This window comes from Pseudoalteromonas sp. T1lg24 (assembly GCF_002964745.1).
Taxonomy (GTDB): domain Bacteria; phylum Pseudomonadota; class Gammaproteobacteria; order Enterobacterales; family Alteromonadaceae; genus Pseudoalteromonas; species Pseudoalteromonas spongiae.
Genome location: NZ_PQCB01000034.1, coordinates 91,878 through 105,008 on the forward strand (window position 1 = coordinate 91,878; position 13,131 = coordinate 105,008).

The 13,131-nt window shown below is 40.1% G+C and carries 16 protein-coding genes and 1 pseudogene; 12 read left to right on the forward strand and 5 right to left on the reverse strand.

Annotated features, from left to right (window positions below):
- Positions 1-9 precede the first annotated feature (9 nt).
- On the forward strand, positions 10-507 hold the full coding sequence (locus tag C2M30_RS19900) for a TlpA family protein disulfide reductase (protein WP_105173063.1): 498 nt from the start codon (positions 10-12) through the stop codon (positions 505-507).
- A gap of 118 nt (positions 508-625) precedes the next feature.
- A complete protein-coding gene (locus C2M30_RS19905) occupies positions 626-1,075 on the forward strand; it encodes a c-type cytochrome (protein ID WP_010561374.1) in 450 nt (149 codons plus the stop codon).
- Positions 1,076-1,145: 70 nt separating this feature from the next.
- On the opposite strand, the gene C2M30_RS19910 is transcribed toward C2M30_RS19905, so the two are convergent.
- Entirely contained in the window at positions 1,146-1,799 is a 654-nt protein-coding gene (locus tag C2M30_RS19910) for a cytochrome b/b6 domain-containing protein (RefSeq protein ID WP_105173064.1), read from the reverse strand.
- 219 nt (positions 1,800-2,018) lie between these two features.
- Here C2M30_RS19910 and C2M30_RS19915 point away from each other — a divergent pair, with 219 nt between their 5' ends.
- From C2M30_RS19915 to C2M30_RS19925, 3 genes are read left to right on the forward strand one after another with little or no spacing between them, the layout of a single operon-like run.
- Positions 2,019-2,843 carry an AraC family transcriptional regulator gene (locus C2M30_RS19915; RefSeq protein ID WP_105173065.1) on the forward strand — a complete coding sequence of 275 codons (825 nt, stop codon included), beginning with the start codon at positions 2,019-2,021 and terminating at the stop codon, positions 2,841-2,843.
- A 26-nt stretch (positions 2,844-2,869) separates the two neighbouring features.
- Positions 2,870-3,556: an AzlC family ABC transporter permease gene (locus C2M30_RS19920; protein WP_100914424.1), complete on the forward strand. Its 687-nt coding sequence runs from the start codon at positions 2,870-2,872 to the stop codon at positions 3,554-3,556.
- The gene (locus C2M30_RS19925) at positions 3,550-3,852 is read left to right on the forward strand and encodes an AzlD domain-containing protein (protein ID WP_010561378.1); all 303 of its coding nucleotides are present in this window, start codon (positions 3,550-3,552) and stop codon (positions 3,850-3,852) included. The genes C2M30_RS19920 and C2M30_RS19925 overlap by 7 nt, the downstream gene beginning before the upstream one ends.
- 35 nt (positions 3,853-3,887) lie before the next feature.
- Here C2M30_RS19925 and C2M30_RS19930 read toward each other — a convergent pair whose 3' ends face one another.
- Positions 3,888-5,039: an iron-containing alcohol dehydrogenase gene (locus C2M30_RS19930; RefSeq protein ID WP_105173066.1), complete on the reverse strand. Its 1,152-nt coding sequence runs from the start codon at positions 5,037-5,039 to the stop codon at positions 3,888-3,890.
- A gap of 142 nt (positions 5,040-5,181) precedes the next feature.
- Here C2M30_RS19930 and C2M30_RS19935 point away from each other — a divergent pair, with 142 nt between their 5' ends.
- The 3 genes and pseudogenes from C2M30_RS19935 (at position 5,182) to C2M30_RS19945 (ending at position 7,061) form a co-directional block, all read left to right on the forward strand.
- Positions 5,182-6,054 carry a LysR family transcriptional regulator gene (locus C2M30_RS19935; RefSeq protein ID WP_010561380.1) on the forward strand — a complete coding sequence of 291 codons (873 nt, stop codon included), beginning with the start codon at positions 5,182-5,184 and terminating at the stop codon, positions 6,052-6,054.
- Between the two features lie 83 nt (positions 6,055-6,137).
- Positions 6,138-6,619, forward strand: a pseudogene (locus C2M30_RS19940) (glutathione peroxidase).
- A gap of 1 nt (position 6,620) precedes the next feature.
- Positions 6,621-7,061, forward strand: a complete 441-nt coding sequence (locus C2M30_RS19945) for a MarR family winged helix-turn-helix transcriptional regulator (protein ID WP_010561382.1) — start codon at positions 6,621-6,623, stop codon at positions 7,059-7,061.
- 177 nt (positions 7,062-7,238) lie between these two features.
- Here the strand turns inward: C2M30_RS19945 and C2M30_RS19950 are convergent, their stop codons facing one another.
- On the reverse strand, positions 7,239-7,418 hold the full coding sequence (locus C2M30_RS19950; protein WP_040641207.1) for a PA3496 family putative envelope integrity protein: 180 nt from the start codon (positions 7,416-7,418) through the stop codon (positions 7,239-7,241).
- Between the two features lie 278 nt (positions 7,419-7,696).
- On the opposite strand from C2M30_RS19950, the gene C2M30_RS19955 reads away from it, so the two are divergent.
- Positions 7,697-8,515, forward strand: a complete 819-nt coding sequence (locus tag C2M30_RS19955) for a YggN family protein (protein ID WP_105173067.1) — start codon at positions 7,697-7,699, stop codon at positions 8,513-8,515.
- A 72-nt stretch (positions 8,516-8,587) separates the two neighbouring features.
- Here C2M30_RS19955 and C2M30_RS19960 read toward each other — a convergent pair whose 3' ends face one another.
- A complete protein-coding gene (locus C2M30_RS19960) occupies positions 8,588-9,451 on the reverse strand; it encodes a diacylglycerol/lipid kinase family protein (protein WP_105173068.1) in 864 nt (287 codons plus the stop codon).
- Positions 9,452-9,672: 221 nt separating this feature from the next.
- On the opposite strand from C2M30_RS19960, the gene C2M30_RS21575 reads away from it, so the two are divergent.
- The 3 genes from C2M30_RS21575 (at position 9,673) to C2M30_RS19970 (ending at position 12,503) form a co-directional block, all read left to right on the forward strand.
- The gene (locus C2M30_RS21575; RefSeq protein ID WP_157813522.1) at positions 9,673-9,813 is read left to right on the forward strand and encodes a hypothetical protein; all 141 of its coding nucleotides are present in this window, start codon (positions 9,673-9,675) and stop codon (positions 9,811-9,813) included.
- Positions 9,814-10,213: 400 nt separating this feature from the next.
- A complete protein-coding gene (locus C2M30_RS19965) occupies positions 10,214-11,842 on the forward strand; it encodes a sensor histidine kinase (protein ID WP_105173069.1) in 1,629 nt (542 codons plus the stop codon).
- Complete coding sequence (locus tag C2M30_RS19970) at positions 11,823-12,503, forward strand: response regulator transcription factor (protein WP_010561387.1); 681 nt, start codon at positions 11,823-11,825, stop codon at positions 12,501-12,503. Before C2M30_RS19965 ends, C2M30_RS19970 begins: the two co-directional genes overlap by 20 nt.
- Before the next feature lie 85 nt (positions 12,504-12,588).
- Here C2M30_RS19970 and C2M30_RS19975 read toward each other — a convergent pair whose 3' ends face one another.
- On the reverse strand, positions 12,589-12,882 hold the full coding sequence (locus tag C2M30_RS19975; RefSeq protein WP_105173070.1) for a DUF3718 domain-containing protein: 294 nt from the start codon (positions 12,880-12,882) through the stop codon (positions 12,589-12,591).
- Positions 12,883-13,131: the final 249 nt, after the last annotated feature.

The following is a 13,131-nucleotide window of genomic DNA, read 5'->3' on the forward strand; positions in this document are numbered from 1 at the left end:
GGAATATAAATGAAATACCTATTACCTCTGATGTTGCTAGGAACGCTAGCAGGTTGTGCGCAAACGCCAAAAAATCAAACCACCTACCAGAAACCCAATTACGAAACCTATATTGCTCAAGGGGAATCTTTTCCTATCTCACAATTTAACGATATGAAAGGTGAGACGGTTGAGTTGGCCGAAGACAAGCGCAAGTTAGTGTTACTTTTCGCCACTTGGTGTAGTGATTCACAGCGTTTTGTTAAACAGTTAATGGCATCGCCACTTATCGCAGACCCTGATCTGCAGATTATTGCGATTGGTCGAGAAGAAGATACGCAAAGCTTAGTGAACTTTTCAGAAAAGTTTGCAACTAACTTCACCATGGTGGCTGATCCAGAACGTAAAATTTATAGTCAATTTGCCAACGCGGGTGTGCCACGCATTATTTTGTTAGATAAGCAAAATCGCGTGGTTTCGACCTTGATTGGTGAAGCGCCAAACACCATTGAAAAAGTGCTTTGGTAACAAAAGAATACACCATTTAAATCTTATAACGCGTAAATTCGCGGATTGGTCGTTTCCAGTTGCAGCATTGAATGGGATGCTGTAATAATTGGTAAGTTAATAATATTAGGGGCAAACTATGAAATTAAGAACATTAGTTCTTGCAGCTGCAATTGCTGCACCAGCACTTGCAAACGCTAACCCTGCATTCAAAGAAGCAGAGGATGCTATCGAATACCGTCAACAAGCGTTTCAGTTAATTCGTACGCAAATCGCAAATATGGGCGATATGTTGAAAGGTAAAGTTGAATTTAACGCGGAAACTTTCCAAATGCGTGCTAACAATGCTGCAGCATTATCAAAAATGCCTTGGGAAGCGTTTTACGCGGGCACAGATAAAGGCGATACGTCTGCACTAGCAGCTGTATGGTCAGACAATGAAACGTTTATGCAAAAAGCAAATGCGTTTGCTGATTATGCGGATAAACTAGCTGTTGCTGCACAGTCAGGTGACCCAAAAGTAATTAAGCCAGCATTTGGCGCTTGGGCAAAAGGCTGTAAAGATTGTCACAAGTCTTTCAAAGATTAATTGCTTAAGTTAATCGCAAAAAAAGGTCAGCATATGCTGACCTTTTTTAATGTGAGCGCTTGGTGTTAGTTTAGCCTATCAATGTACTAATTGACTCAGCGCCCCAAACGTAGAGAATAGCCGTGGCAAGCACTGCAAAAATCGCAAAACCTAGCCAACCGCTTTTCATTTTGACACTTTGTTCATAACTTTCTGCTGTTTTGCCTGTGATCATAGGCGGCACAAGTGCTTTGCCTTTTAGTTTATAAATAACAATAGCTGCAATATGCAGTGCGATAGCAATCAAGATTAAGTCAAAAATTTTGTGGTGTAAGCTGCCAGCAAGCGAAGAAAGATCACTGCTTACCATAGCCACTAACGGGCCATCATACATTATATCGTCTGTGGTCATTAAACCCGTAACGGCTTGCGAAATAAGTAATATAAGAAACGCGATCACCATATAACTACCAGCTGCGTTGTGCCCTGGTTTAGCTTGTTGTTGCCCTTTAATCGCTGCGATCGTGCTTTTGGGTGAATGCAGTAATGCCGATAACTTTGCAGTATCACTGCCGATAATACCCCAAATAATACGTGTTGCTAATAGTGCTAATAGTGTGAAGCCTGCGACAAAGTGCACTTCCATAAGGCTGTTTTCAGCCGAATAGTAAAGTGTTGCAACCAATGCGACCATGCTCCAATGGAAAAAACGGATAAATCCATCCCATACTTGTGTTTTTTGCATTTTGGCCCCTAAAGCGTGTTATAAAAATAAATCAATATGTAAGGTCGTTAGACCTAAATTGAAGTATTACTATGTTGCCATAAATCAGATAAATACGGTAAGCAAATACGTTAAACATCATAAAAAATGCTATTGAGCAATTTTGTACAATTTTAAAAAAACCGCTTGGCTATACTGATTGTGTAAATATTTTGCTCCCTTTATTTTTGAGAAGCGTTCATGGAAAAAACAGTCTTTCAATATCATCAGGATTTAAATGGACTCGAAGTACTTAAAGCGCAGTATAAGCAGCAGAATTTCGCACGCCATAGTCACGAAGGCTATACCATAGGGCTAATTGAAAATGGTGCACAGCGGTTTTTTCGCAGTGGTGCAAATCATGTTGCGCCAGCAAGCAGTATTATCTTAGTTAATGCAGACCAAGTGCATAATGGTCAAACTGCGACTGAGCATGGCTGGGGTTACCGTGCTATGTATCCAACCCCAGAGTTATTTGAAGGGCTAACGGATGATATTGGTAAAGCAAAACTAGGCGCGCCCTATTTTGAACAAGCGGTAGTGTTCGACCCTATGTTAGCGCAGCAAATGGCGTTTACCTTTGATTTACTCGCGACTGAGAAAAGTGTATTGGCAAAGCAGTCAGCATTGTATCAATTATTAATTAATTTAATTGCTCGCCATAATAAAAGTGCTTTTAATTTAAAAGGGCTATCACGCAAACCACAATTAAACACTGCGCTTGATTATTTGCGTGATTATTATTTCGATAATATAAGTTTGACCGAACTTGCCGCGATTGCTCATATGAGTCCGTTTCACTTTATTCGACAGTTTAAGGCTGAAACAGGTATGACACCGCATGTTTATCAAACGCAATTTCGTATAAATCGTGCCAAGCAAATGCTACGCTCGGGGCTTGCGATTAATGAAGTGGCACTATCTGTTGGTTTTTATGACCAAAGTCACTTTCATCGATATTTTAAGAAGAATATGGGGTTAACCCCTAAACAGTACAGCAAGGCAGTACTTTACCAAGCCTCATAAATTACTGGTCAATCAACGAGAATTAAATGAAAACAGCAATTGCTAAAGGGTTTTGGGATATGCTCCCACTCAATCTAGCGGTGATCCCATGGGGTATTTTATGCGGCTCACTGGCAGTGCAATCGGGCTTTAGTCCGCTTGAGGCACAGCTAATGTCACTATTGGTGTTTGCCGGGTCTGCGCAACTGGTTGCTATAGAACTAATCGCTGGTAACGCCTCACTTATCACTATTTTAGTCACTACTTTTATTATAAGCGCTCGCCACTTTTTGTATGGCTTAAGTGTACGCCATCGTTTAATTGATAAGCCACTTAAGTGGCGTTTAGGCTTGGGGTTTTTACTAACGGATGAGCTTTTTGCTTTTTCACATCACCATAGGGCATATCAAGGGAAAGTTAGGCTAGTTTACGCCTTAGTTGCGGGCGGCAGCTTTTATATCGCTTGGAATATTTGGACGCTCATTGGTGTTGTAGCAGGGGCATTACTGCCGGACCTCACCCAGCTTGGGTTAGACTTTGCGATCGCCTCAATTTTTATCGCTTTGGTGATCCCAAGCATCAACAATTGGCCAGTTTTAATAGCGTGTTTAACCTCAGCTATCAGTATTGTTATTTTTAAACTGTGGCAATTTGAACTTGGACTTATTTTCGCAGCGCTGCTGGGCATGAGTGTGGGTTATGTGCTTGAAAGCAGACGAGGTGCAAAATGCTAGAGATTATTTTTTTGATGGCATGCGTCACGTTCACAACGCGTTTTTTATTTTTATCTAAGCGTTTACCCTTTAGCATTGGCCCTAAAATGCAGCGTTTTTTAAGTTTTAGCGCGCCCTGTGTACTTACCGCGATTTGGGTACCGATTGTATTTGTGCAAAAGGGGGAGTTGGCTATTTCGCTCGATAATCCGTATTTAATAGCAGCAGGTGTTGCCGTTTTACTGGCATATCGCTTTAAGAATTTATATGTCACTACCGTGGTGAGTTTAGTGGTGTTCTTTTTACTGAAACTCTAACTGCTTTAAAGCAGTTAGAGTTTAGAAGCGGGCGCTTAAACCGACGCCTTTAATACTGCGCGGCTTATATCAAGTGTTACTTGTTGGCTTTCACCCAGTTCAGTCATACCGTGACGTTCAAGTTGTTCAACGACGGCATCAGCTACTTTTTCATCTAACTGGTAATCGCTTAAACGTGTTGGCATGTTTACCGAGTGGAAAAACGCCTCGGTTTTTTCAATCGCTTGGTCAATGGCTAAGTTTTTATCTTGCTCTGTAATACCCCAAATACGTTCAGCATACTGCAATAACTTCGCTTCTTTTTGTTGGCGCATAGCATTCATCATACGTGGCAGCACAATGGCGAGAGTTTGCGCGTGATCTAAACCGTATAATGCAGTTACCTCATGGCCAAGCATATGTGTAGACCAGTCTTGTGGTACACCTGCACCAATTAGCCCGTTTAGTGCCATAGTTGCCGACCACATTAGGTTTTCACGAACCATCATATTATCTGGTTCTGCGAACACACGTGGGCCATCTTCAATTAGCGTATGCAATAAGCCTTCAGCAAAGCGATCTTGCACTTTGGCGCCATGGTCAAATGTTAAGTATTGCTCCATAACGTGCACAAATGCGTCAACGACACCGTTCGCTAATTGTCTTTCTGGTAGTGTTTTTGTTACTTGTGCATCAAGTACAGCGAACTTTGGTTGTACTTTTTCACTTGCAAACGGCAGCTTGTCGTTGGTGTCGAGCTTAGACACAACTGAATAGCTATTTGATTCCGAGCCTGTCGCAGGTAAGGTAAGTACAACACCAATTGGCAGGGCGTCTGTTACTTCTGCTGCTTTTGCTAAAATATCCCATGGTTCACCATTGAACTTGGCCGCAGCAGCAATAAACTTAGTGCCATCGATAACGGAGCCACCGCCTACCGCAAGTAAGTAATCGATGTTGTGCTCTTTGATTTGCGCAACGGCACGCATTGCGGTTTCATAACTCGGATTTGGCTCAATACCCGAAAACTCAAAAACTTGGTGTTCACTTAGGGCATCGGTTACCTGCTGGTAAATACCATTTTGTTTGATACTGCCACCGCCATAAATAACCAGTACTTTTGCTGACTGTGGGATCTCGTGTTGAATACTTGCGATTTGGCCTTGGCCAAAAATAATTTTAGTTGGATTTACAAAACTAAATTCCATTGTATTGCCTCAATTAGGTACGGTAATTAAAGCCAGTCTAACGTTTTTCTGAGTTGGGATAATCCCCACTGTTGACAAATCACTTTTGCATGTATGCAATAATAAGTGTGTTCTAATTTCTATTTTTGCATAGGTGCTTAGTATGAACTGGCAAGGGATCAACGAATTTTTGGCTGTAGTAGACAGTGGTAGCTTTACTCAAGCCGCTAAAGTGCTTGATGTGTCAACATCACATATTAGCCGTAGCGTCTCGCAATTAGAGTCGAGATTGGGGGTTGCACTGTTAAAACGAACAACGCGTTCGCTTAATTTAACTGAAGCTGGGCAGCAATATGCGGCCTCATTACACTCGATTCAATCTGCAATGGAAGAGGCTAACCTAGCGCTGCAAGGTGAACAACAAGAGCCGAAGGGCAAGATTAAAATCTCGTGTGCTGGCGATTTTGCCTCAAAGCAAATTGCACCTAAGCTCGCGCAGTTTTGTCAGCGTTATTCACAAGTGTCGATTACCATGGATTTTAATAACCGCAATGTAGATTTGATTGCCGAAGGCGTTGATTTAGCGATTCGATTTGGCCGAATGGCTGACTCTAATTTAATTGCGCGGCCACTTTCAACACGTGTTATGACTTTAGTTGCATCGCCTGAGTACTTAGCAAGGTTTCCTGCACCAAGCCACCCAGAGCAATTGATAGAGCATAATTGTTTAATAGCAGTTACTAACCGTTGGCGCTTTAATATGGGCGACAATATTAAAGAGTTTAAGGTGGCTGGACGTTGGCGCAGCAATAATGGAGAAGCGCTGCTGCAAGCGTGTTTATCGGGCTTAGGCATTGCTCATCTAGCGTATGATATTGTTGGGGACTATATTGAAAGTGGCAAATTAGTAAGCTTATTAGACTCATATCAAGTTGCAGATAACGCTTCTTGGCTGGTTTACCCCAACCGTGATCTAATGCCCTTAAGAGTACGTTTATTAATAGATTTTTTAATTGAAGAGTTTAAATCGAGATGACCGCGATTTATTTCAATTTTTGAACTATTATTGTGCGATTATATCGTGCACGATATATTTGACTGCAATAGAGGAGAAAGCTAATGACACCATTTTATCAATTTAGTATTAACAGTTTGCAAGGTCAGAATATCGACTTTGCAGATTTTGCAGGCAAAGTCGTATTAGTTGTAAATACTGCTAGTAAGTGTGGATTAACACCACAATATGAAGGTCTTCAAGCGTTACACAAAAAGTATAGCGACCAAGGTTTAGTTATTATTGGTTGCCCGTGTAACCAATTTGGCCAACAAGAACCAGGCTCGCCGGAACAAATTCAGGGTGAATGTTTAATTAACTATGGCGTGATTTCACTATGACAGAGAAAATCGATGTAAATGGTGAAAATAGCCACCCACTTTATAAGTATTTACGCACTGAATTGTCGGGTATTTTGGGCAATAAAATTAAGTGGAACTTTACTAAGTTTTTAATTGGCCGAGATGGCAAACCAGTTAAGCGTTTTGCGCCAACAACAAAACCTGACGCACTTGCTAGCTATATCGAAAAAGCGCTGGCGCAATAGTATGGCAAGTAAGCCCGAGCAACTGTTAGAAAATCAACTTTGCTTCCCAATTTATGCGGCGTCACGTCTAGTGACGCGGCTTTACCAGCCTGAGTTAGACAAATACAAATTAACTTATCCGCAGTACGTTATTTTACTGATTTTATGGCAGCAAGATGGCGTTACTGTGGGGGAAATTGGGCAGCAGGCGATTTTAAACAATAATACATTAACGCCTATTTTAAAGCGTATGGCCGACAACAATTTAATTGAGCGCAGGCGTGATGATTGGGATGAGCGAAAAGTACGTATTTATTTAACTGATTACGGTAACTCGCTACAGCAATCGCTTTCGTGCCTACCTTCACAACTGGTAGATAAAGTAGGGTTAGATCTTGATAAAGCGTCCCAACTAAAAGCATTGCTCGGTGATTTAATGTTGCAGTTAAACGAACACAGTTAACCTAAATTTAGGTGAACTCGTTCAGATCGACACGCGCTAATTCTATGGATTAATGTGTATTGGCTGATTTTTATTATTTTTGTGTGACTAAGTTTGGAATTAGGGGTGTGAAATACCCGCCACATAAAGCATCAACAGTGGCTAATTATTGTTTTTAAACCATGGCGCGAAATGCTGTTATAGCTCATCCCAGTAATTGTGGGTGTCATCCATGCCAATGGATTTTCGTAATCGCTTTCTTTCTAAAATATCTTCTAAACGTTTTTTAACTTCGCGTTTATGTTCGTTTTCTTGGTTGTTTTCTAAATCGCTATTTAGCGGCTCTTGATTGTTTATGTTTTGGTAATTGTCTTTCATGATCACCCTCAACATTAAATGTTTAAGCACTCATAAACAGTAATAACCATTATTGTATTTTGCGCAAGTAAATATATTTCAAATAACTTAGTCAAATACACAACTCACATGGTTAAATTTACTATTTTTTAGTTTTTAAATGCTTTTTAGAAGCTCTCAAAGTTACGAGAAAATAGTTATCTATATGTATTTTAAATGTTTTTTAAATTTGGCACTGACCTTGATATAGCTATATCAACGAGAGAAAAAATTAAAACGCAAAAGATACGGGAATCACTATGAAACAATTACTTTTAACAACAGCAGTGGCAGCGTGTATTGGCTTATCAACAAATGCAGTAGCACATCAAGATGGTCACGACAGCAATATGAGCTTTTCGTCGGATAGCTGCAATTTAGAATTTAACAACACCCTATCAATTACACCTGATACGGTTAATATCAAAGCCGCTTCAGGTGAAGTAGTTATTGACCAAGATGGTAACTTGCAGATTAATGGCGAAGCGCAGTCACTCTCTGCAGCGGATCAAACATTACTTGCCCGTTACTCTAGCGATGTGCGCGGTCAGGTTCCACAAGTGGCTGAGATAGCGATGGAAGGTGTCGCGTTAGCAGGTGTTGCGCTAAGCGAAGTGGGCAGTGCATTTGGCTTAAAAAATATGGCTACAATGGAACAAATGATGTCAGAGATTGGCGATGAAATTCACGCTGCATTTTATGACGGTGGCACATTCATTATGGATCAAGGCCGTTTCGATAACATTGGCGACACATTCGATAGTAAGTTCGACCAGCAAATGGAACAAGCAATGGAAGAAATGATTATGGAATCCATTGGCAGCTTGCTGATTACTTTAGGTAGCGAAATGTTAAGTTCTGGCGGTGATATGAGCGAGTTTGAGCAGCGCATGGAACGTATGGGCGAGCAAATTGAAGAAAAAGTTGAGCTACAAGCGAAGAATATTGAGCAAAGAGCCGACCAAATGTGTTTTGACTTTAAAGACCTAGCAATGCAAGAGGATGAGTTACAAGCGCGTATTCCGGCACTTGCAAATTACGATGTATTTAAAGTGGAAACTAAAAAGTCATCAATCTAAATTAAGGATATTGAATTTAGATTAAAGCGTCAGTCATCAATGTGAAGGAGCCTAGGCTCCTTTTTTATGGTGTTAAATTATTTTTATCGTTAACGCGCTTTTAGCTACTTCAATCACCACAGGTGTGTAGCCTGCAGATTCTCCATCTGCTTGCACAGGCAAGTTTGGGGTTAGGACTTCAAGTTGTGTAAATGCGTGTTCCTTCACTTCTGGTAGCGAAATATGTTTACCGTAATAGAGCTTAGGTAAAGCCCAGAGCTTTTTGGCTAAATGCGTTTTTTCTACACTGTAACGCATTAAGTGCGACGAGTTTAGCTCTGCGTTGGGCGCAATTTTCATACCGCCGCCAAAGTATTTGCCATTAGCAAACACCGTAAGAAAGTTTTTATAATGCGTTTCTTTACCTTGCTGCTTTAATGATAAGAGCGACTCCTTAAAGAATAAAAGACAAGCAAGGGTATGATATAAATAGCTGAAACGCGCTAACCAGCCTTTATTTCCTTTGGTGCGCTCTACGATTTCAGCGTCAAAGCCTACACCGGCACTATTAATAAAATAACGCGCATTAACTTTTCCTAAATCAATTGTGATTACGCGATCGCTTTGTACTAACTGCTTTAGTTGTTGTTTGCTATAGGCAAAATTGCGCATAAAGTCGTTACCTGTACCGCACGGCAAAACGGTAATCGGTTTGTTGCTGTAAGCCATGCAATTAGCTAGCAAGTGCAGCGTGCCATCACCACCCAGCATGATCACTTCAGTGTACTCTGCTAAATGTTGTTTAAAGAAAAGTTGGTTATCCGCTAATACTGCTGAGGTCGTAAAAATATAGTAGCTATGTTGTTGCTGCTTTAAGGTGGTAACAAGCCAATTTAACCAATATTTTTTTTGTTTATTTGGTAGTGGGTTTAAAACAATTAGATAATGTTTATTCATGAAATGGTGATTAATAAAACGCTAAGCACAAGCTTGCCCGTTTAAGGCTTTTAGGTCAAATAGATAGGATTGGGTTTTGCACATTTATGCAGTTTATATGCAACTATAGTTACTTTGATTTCGCATTAGAAAAATTCATGTCAAAATGATAATTTTATTGATTGGATTTTAACCATTTTTAAACGCAAAATAGCACTTAGTTAAACAACAGGAGCAATCACATGACTAAACAAGCGTTAAATCAAGGTGGCCAATCTCAAGGTCAATTAACTCGTTCTAATAACGGTAAAAAAAGCTTATTAGCTAAATTAAACCGCTATGGCAAAAAACTCGCATTAGCAGGCGCAGTTGCATATAAATAAATGATGATTTATTTGCGACCGTTCGCACCTGTTTAAAAGGCTGTAATTTTATAAATTACAGCCTTTTTTAATTTAATAATCTAATGCTTTTTTAAGTAAGTTATGTTGTTTAACTAATTTTTAAATATGACTTAGGAAAGTTTAATTAATTCAACAGGCTTAATTTAGCTGTTGTCATTACTATATGTCTCGCGTTCCTGTATTACCGTCGGCTTTAATTGACGCAAGAATATTTCAGTCGATGGTATTTTCAGGGGACAGGAACGCAATCCCAATATTGTTGTTGTGAGAGTTAATAGGTAGGTGAATTATTAACTCTTTTTACTTCTAACAATATAGTAAACTCGCAGATTTACGGCTAACTTAGTATTTATGCACTAGTTAGTTGGTAACCCATTGAATGGAAAAGCAGTTGAATCACCTTCCTTATCAAATCCAAAGTCGCCTTACTCATAAATTACTTATCGCGTTAGTGATTATTTCACTGTTCAGCTCAGCGATGGCAGGTCTTTACTTTGATAGTTCAAACCGCTTTAAAGACAATGCACAAAAATCAGAACTTGTTCATAAAATTCTTAACCAGTATTCAAATATCGCCCTTTACACTTTCGAAAAGCTTGTTGCGATTGGTGAAATGTCGCGTAACGGCATTGTGCTTGCGCCTGAGTTACGTGAAGAAAATGAGCAAAAGTTGCGTACAGCAATTGTTGAAGTACGTAATTCCCTGTTAAAAAAAGTAGCCTTGGCACCTGAGGTCAGCACGCAAAATGAACTCGCGTTGTTAGACCGCGTAACACAAAAAGTTGAGCGCATTATTACGACTTCACAAGAAATCAGGTCGCTGATTACACGTGGTGAATTATCTGAAGCGCAAAGCCTGTATCGTTTATTGCAGCAACAGGGCGTGCATGCAGAGTTTAATGCCTTAATAAGTGAGGCCGTAAAGCAAGAAAATTTACAGGCTGAAGCGATCCGTGATAACAGTAAAATTATGTCTGAGCGCAATAACCGCTACTTGGCAATTGCACTCGGGCTATTAAGTTTGTTTATGATGCTGACCATTTGGTTTTTTTGGCAGCGTATTTCAAAGGCAACAAAACAACTTCAGTTTGCAGCTAGCCAGTTTACAGCCGGCAAACTAGAACACCGTATTCCAAAATTAAAAGACACCGAATTTGCCAAGCTTGCAGATGCCTTAAACTTTATGGCAAGTGAGCTAAAAACAAAACAAACAGAATTGGGTGAGGCTAAACTTCAGCTAGAAGAAAAAGTACAAGAGCGGACAAAAGCCTTGGCTTTGAGTAACGAAAAATTGGCCTATGTTGATAAGCAGCGTCGCCAATTTTTAGCTGATATTTCTCATGAATTACGCACGCCTCTTACAATAATTCGCGGTGAATCAGAGATCTTGTTACGCAGTCATTCAGAGAATGTTGATGATTACCTTGAAACCCTTGTTGCAGTTGTTGATCAAGTAAGTCATACCACTGCATTGATCGATGATTTGATGCTAGTTGCGCGGTCGAGCGCAGGTGAGTTAAGGCTTTCTTGTAGTGAAGTGAATCTATCAAAGTTGATTCAGGATTTGTGTTATGTGTACCGTCGTAAAGCGCAAGAGCGCAAACAAGATATAGTATTTGATATTAGCGAAGAGATCAGTCTTGAGCTTGATGAACGTAGAATTCGCCAAGTACTAATGATTTTGTTAGAAAATGCACTTAGCTACTCGACTGAACATGCGGTTACAGAAGTTAAAGTATTGTGTCGTCAGCAAGTGGTTATTATTAAAATAATTGACGCAGGTCAGGGTGTTACTAAGCAAGAGTTGGAAAATATTTTTGAACGCTTTTATCGTAGCAACCGTTCAAACACACCGGGTTCGGGGTTAGGTCTGCCTGTTGCAAAAGCGATAGTTGATGCGCATGGCGGTCATATTAGTTTAAAATCAAATGCTTCAGGTGTAGGCTCTGTGGCGACTATACTATTACCATTAAATGGTGAGGAACGTAATGAGAATTTTATTAGTTGAAGACGATGACCGCGTAGCGAGTTTTTTAGAGCGCGGATTGCGTGCTGAAGGGTACTTTGTGGTGCGCGCCAGCGACGGTAAAGAAGGTTTAGATCTGGCGCTTGAAGGCGATTTTAATCTGATTTTGCTCGATATAATGCTTCCGGGTTTAAACGGCTTAGAAGTGTGTCAGGCATTACGCATTAAAAACTTTGAGATTCCAATCATTATGCTGACCGCCATGGATGCTTCTCAGGATATTGTGCATGGCTTACGTTTAGGTGCAGATGATTACGTAACTAAGCCTTTTGCATATGAAGAACTTTTGGCGCGAATTGAAGCGGTTACGCGTCGCAAGCCATCGCAAAAAGCACGTTCGAATACATTAACGTTTGAAGAGTTGAGATTTGATCGTGACAGCTACATTGTAACCTTGGCAGATAAAGAAATTTCACTAACGGTTAAAGAGATGGCGATACTTGAACTGCTAATGACAAACCCTGGCAAGTACCTTAGCCGCGAGCGCATTTTAAGTAATGTGTGGGGTATGGAAATGGATCCAATGACCAATGTTGTTGATGTATATATTGGTAAGTTACGTAAAAAGCTAATGTTGTCAGATCAAGACGAGAGCATGATAGAAACTAAGCGAGGCATAGGCTACCGATTGGTTTGTGCATAATTGCAAAGGCCGAAGGGCTTTAAGAATCAAAAAGGGCGAGTTTACTTAGGTAAACTCGCCCTTTTAACTTCAGGTAATTGGTTTATTAGCGCTTAGCAATATAGTCTGTGTTATCGCTAAATTGCTTTGCTACTTTTGCGTTTTTGATGTCTTGTGCAAATGCCTCTAGCGACTTACCGTTACATAAAATATTTTCAGCAGCTTTACGTACGTTTTTGTTTTCCTGCTTAAGTAAACGACGTAATTTACCATCTTGCTCATTTGCTGCAGCGGCGCAGATTTTTGACGATAAGCTATTATCTGATGGTGTTACTTTAGCGGCTGCGTTGAAAGATAAAATGCTTGCTGCTGCGATAGTTGCTGTAATTAATTTATTCATGTCTCATTCCTCATGGCGGTGAAGTTAAATCGTTTTGTTGGGTTCTATATTACGAATTTTTAAAAGGTCTAGTTCGGCAAGATGATTAACGGTAATGTTTGGTGATTGATGGTAAATATGCGTGATAAGTGAGGTTTGGCAAAAATCTATCGTTGAAAATCAGTTTTAGTAGATAAAAAATTCATCTATTTTTTGTTGATGTATCGAAAGTAGAAAACCCTAACAGTGTTTAAACACAGAAAAGGGCGA

Excerpts from the sequence above, each read along its gene's own strand:
- C2M30_RS19900 (WP_105173063.1), top strand. The coding sequence starts at position 10 with ATGAAATACCTATTACCTCTGATGTTGCTAGGAACGCTAGCAGGTTGT.
- C2M30_RS19905 (WP_010561374.1), top strand. The coding sequence starts at position 626 with ATGAAATTAAGAACATTAGTTCTTGCAGCTGCAATTGCTGCACCAGCA.
- C2M30_RS19910 (WP_105173064.1), bottom strand. The coding sequence starts at position 1,799 with ATGCAAAAAACACAAGTATGGGATGGATTTATCCGTTTTTTCCATTGG.
- C2M30_RS19915 (WP_105173065.1), top strand. The coding sequence starts at position 2,019 with ATGGAAAAAACAGTCTTTCAATATCATCAGGATTTAAATGGACTCGAA.
- C2M30_RS19920 (WP_100914424.1), top strand. The coding sequence starts at position 2,870 with ATGAAAACAGCAATTGCTAAAGGGTTTTGGGATATGCTCCCACTCAAT.
- C2M30_RS19925 (WP_010561378.1), top strand. The coding sequence starts at position 3,550 with ATGCTAGAGATTATTTTTTTGATGGCATGCGTCACGTTCACAACGCGT.
- C2M30_RS19930 (WP_105173066.1), bottom strand. The coding sequence starts at position 5,039 with ATGGAATTTAGTTTTGTAAATCCAACTAAAATTATTTTTGGCCAAGGC.
- C2M30_RS19935 (WP_010561380.1), top strand. The coding sequence starts at position 5,182 with ATGAACTGGCAAGGGATCAACGAATTTTTGGCTGTAGTAGACAGTGGT.
- C2M30_RS19945 (WP_010561382.1), top strand. The coding sequence starts at position 6,621 with ATGGCAAGTAAGCCCGAGCAACTGTTAGAAAATCAACTTTGCTTCCCA.
- C2M30_RS19950 (WP_040641207.1), bottom strand. The coding sequence starts at position 7,418 with ATGAAAGACAATTACCAAAACATAAACAATCAAGAGCCGCTAAATAGC.
- C2M30_RS19955 (WP_105173067.1), top strand. The coding sequence starts at position 7,697 with ATGAAACAATTACTTTTAACAACAGCAGTGGCAGCGTGTATTGGCTTA.
- C2M30_RS19960 (WP_105173068.1), bottom strand. The coding sequence starts at position 9,451 with ATGAATAAACATTATCTAATTGTTTTAAACCCACTACCAAATAAACAA.
- C2M30_RS21575 (WP_157813522.1), top strand. The coding sequence starts at position 9,673 with ATGACTAAACAAGCGTTAAATCAAGGTGGCCAATCTCAAGGTCAATTA.
- C2M30_RS19965 (WP_105173069.1), top strand. The coding sequence starts at position 10,214 with ATGGAAAAGCAGTTGAATCACCTTCCTTATCAAATCCAAAGTCGCCTT.
- C2M30_RS19970 (WP_010561387.1), top strand. The coding sequence starts at position 11,823 with ATGAGAATTTTATTAGTTGAAGACGATGACCGCGTAGCGAGTTTTTTA.
- C2M30_RS19975 (WP_105173070.1), bottom strand. The coding sequence starts at position 12,882 with ATGAATAAATTAATTACAGCAACTATCGCAGCAGCAAGCATTTTATCT.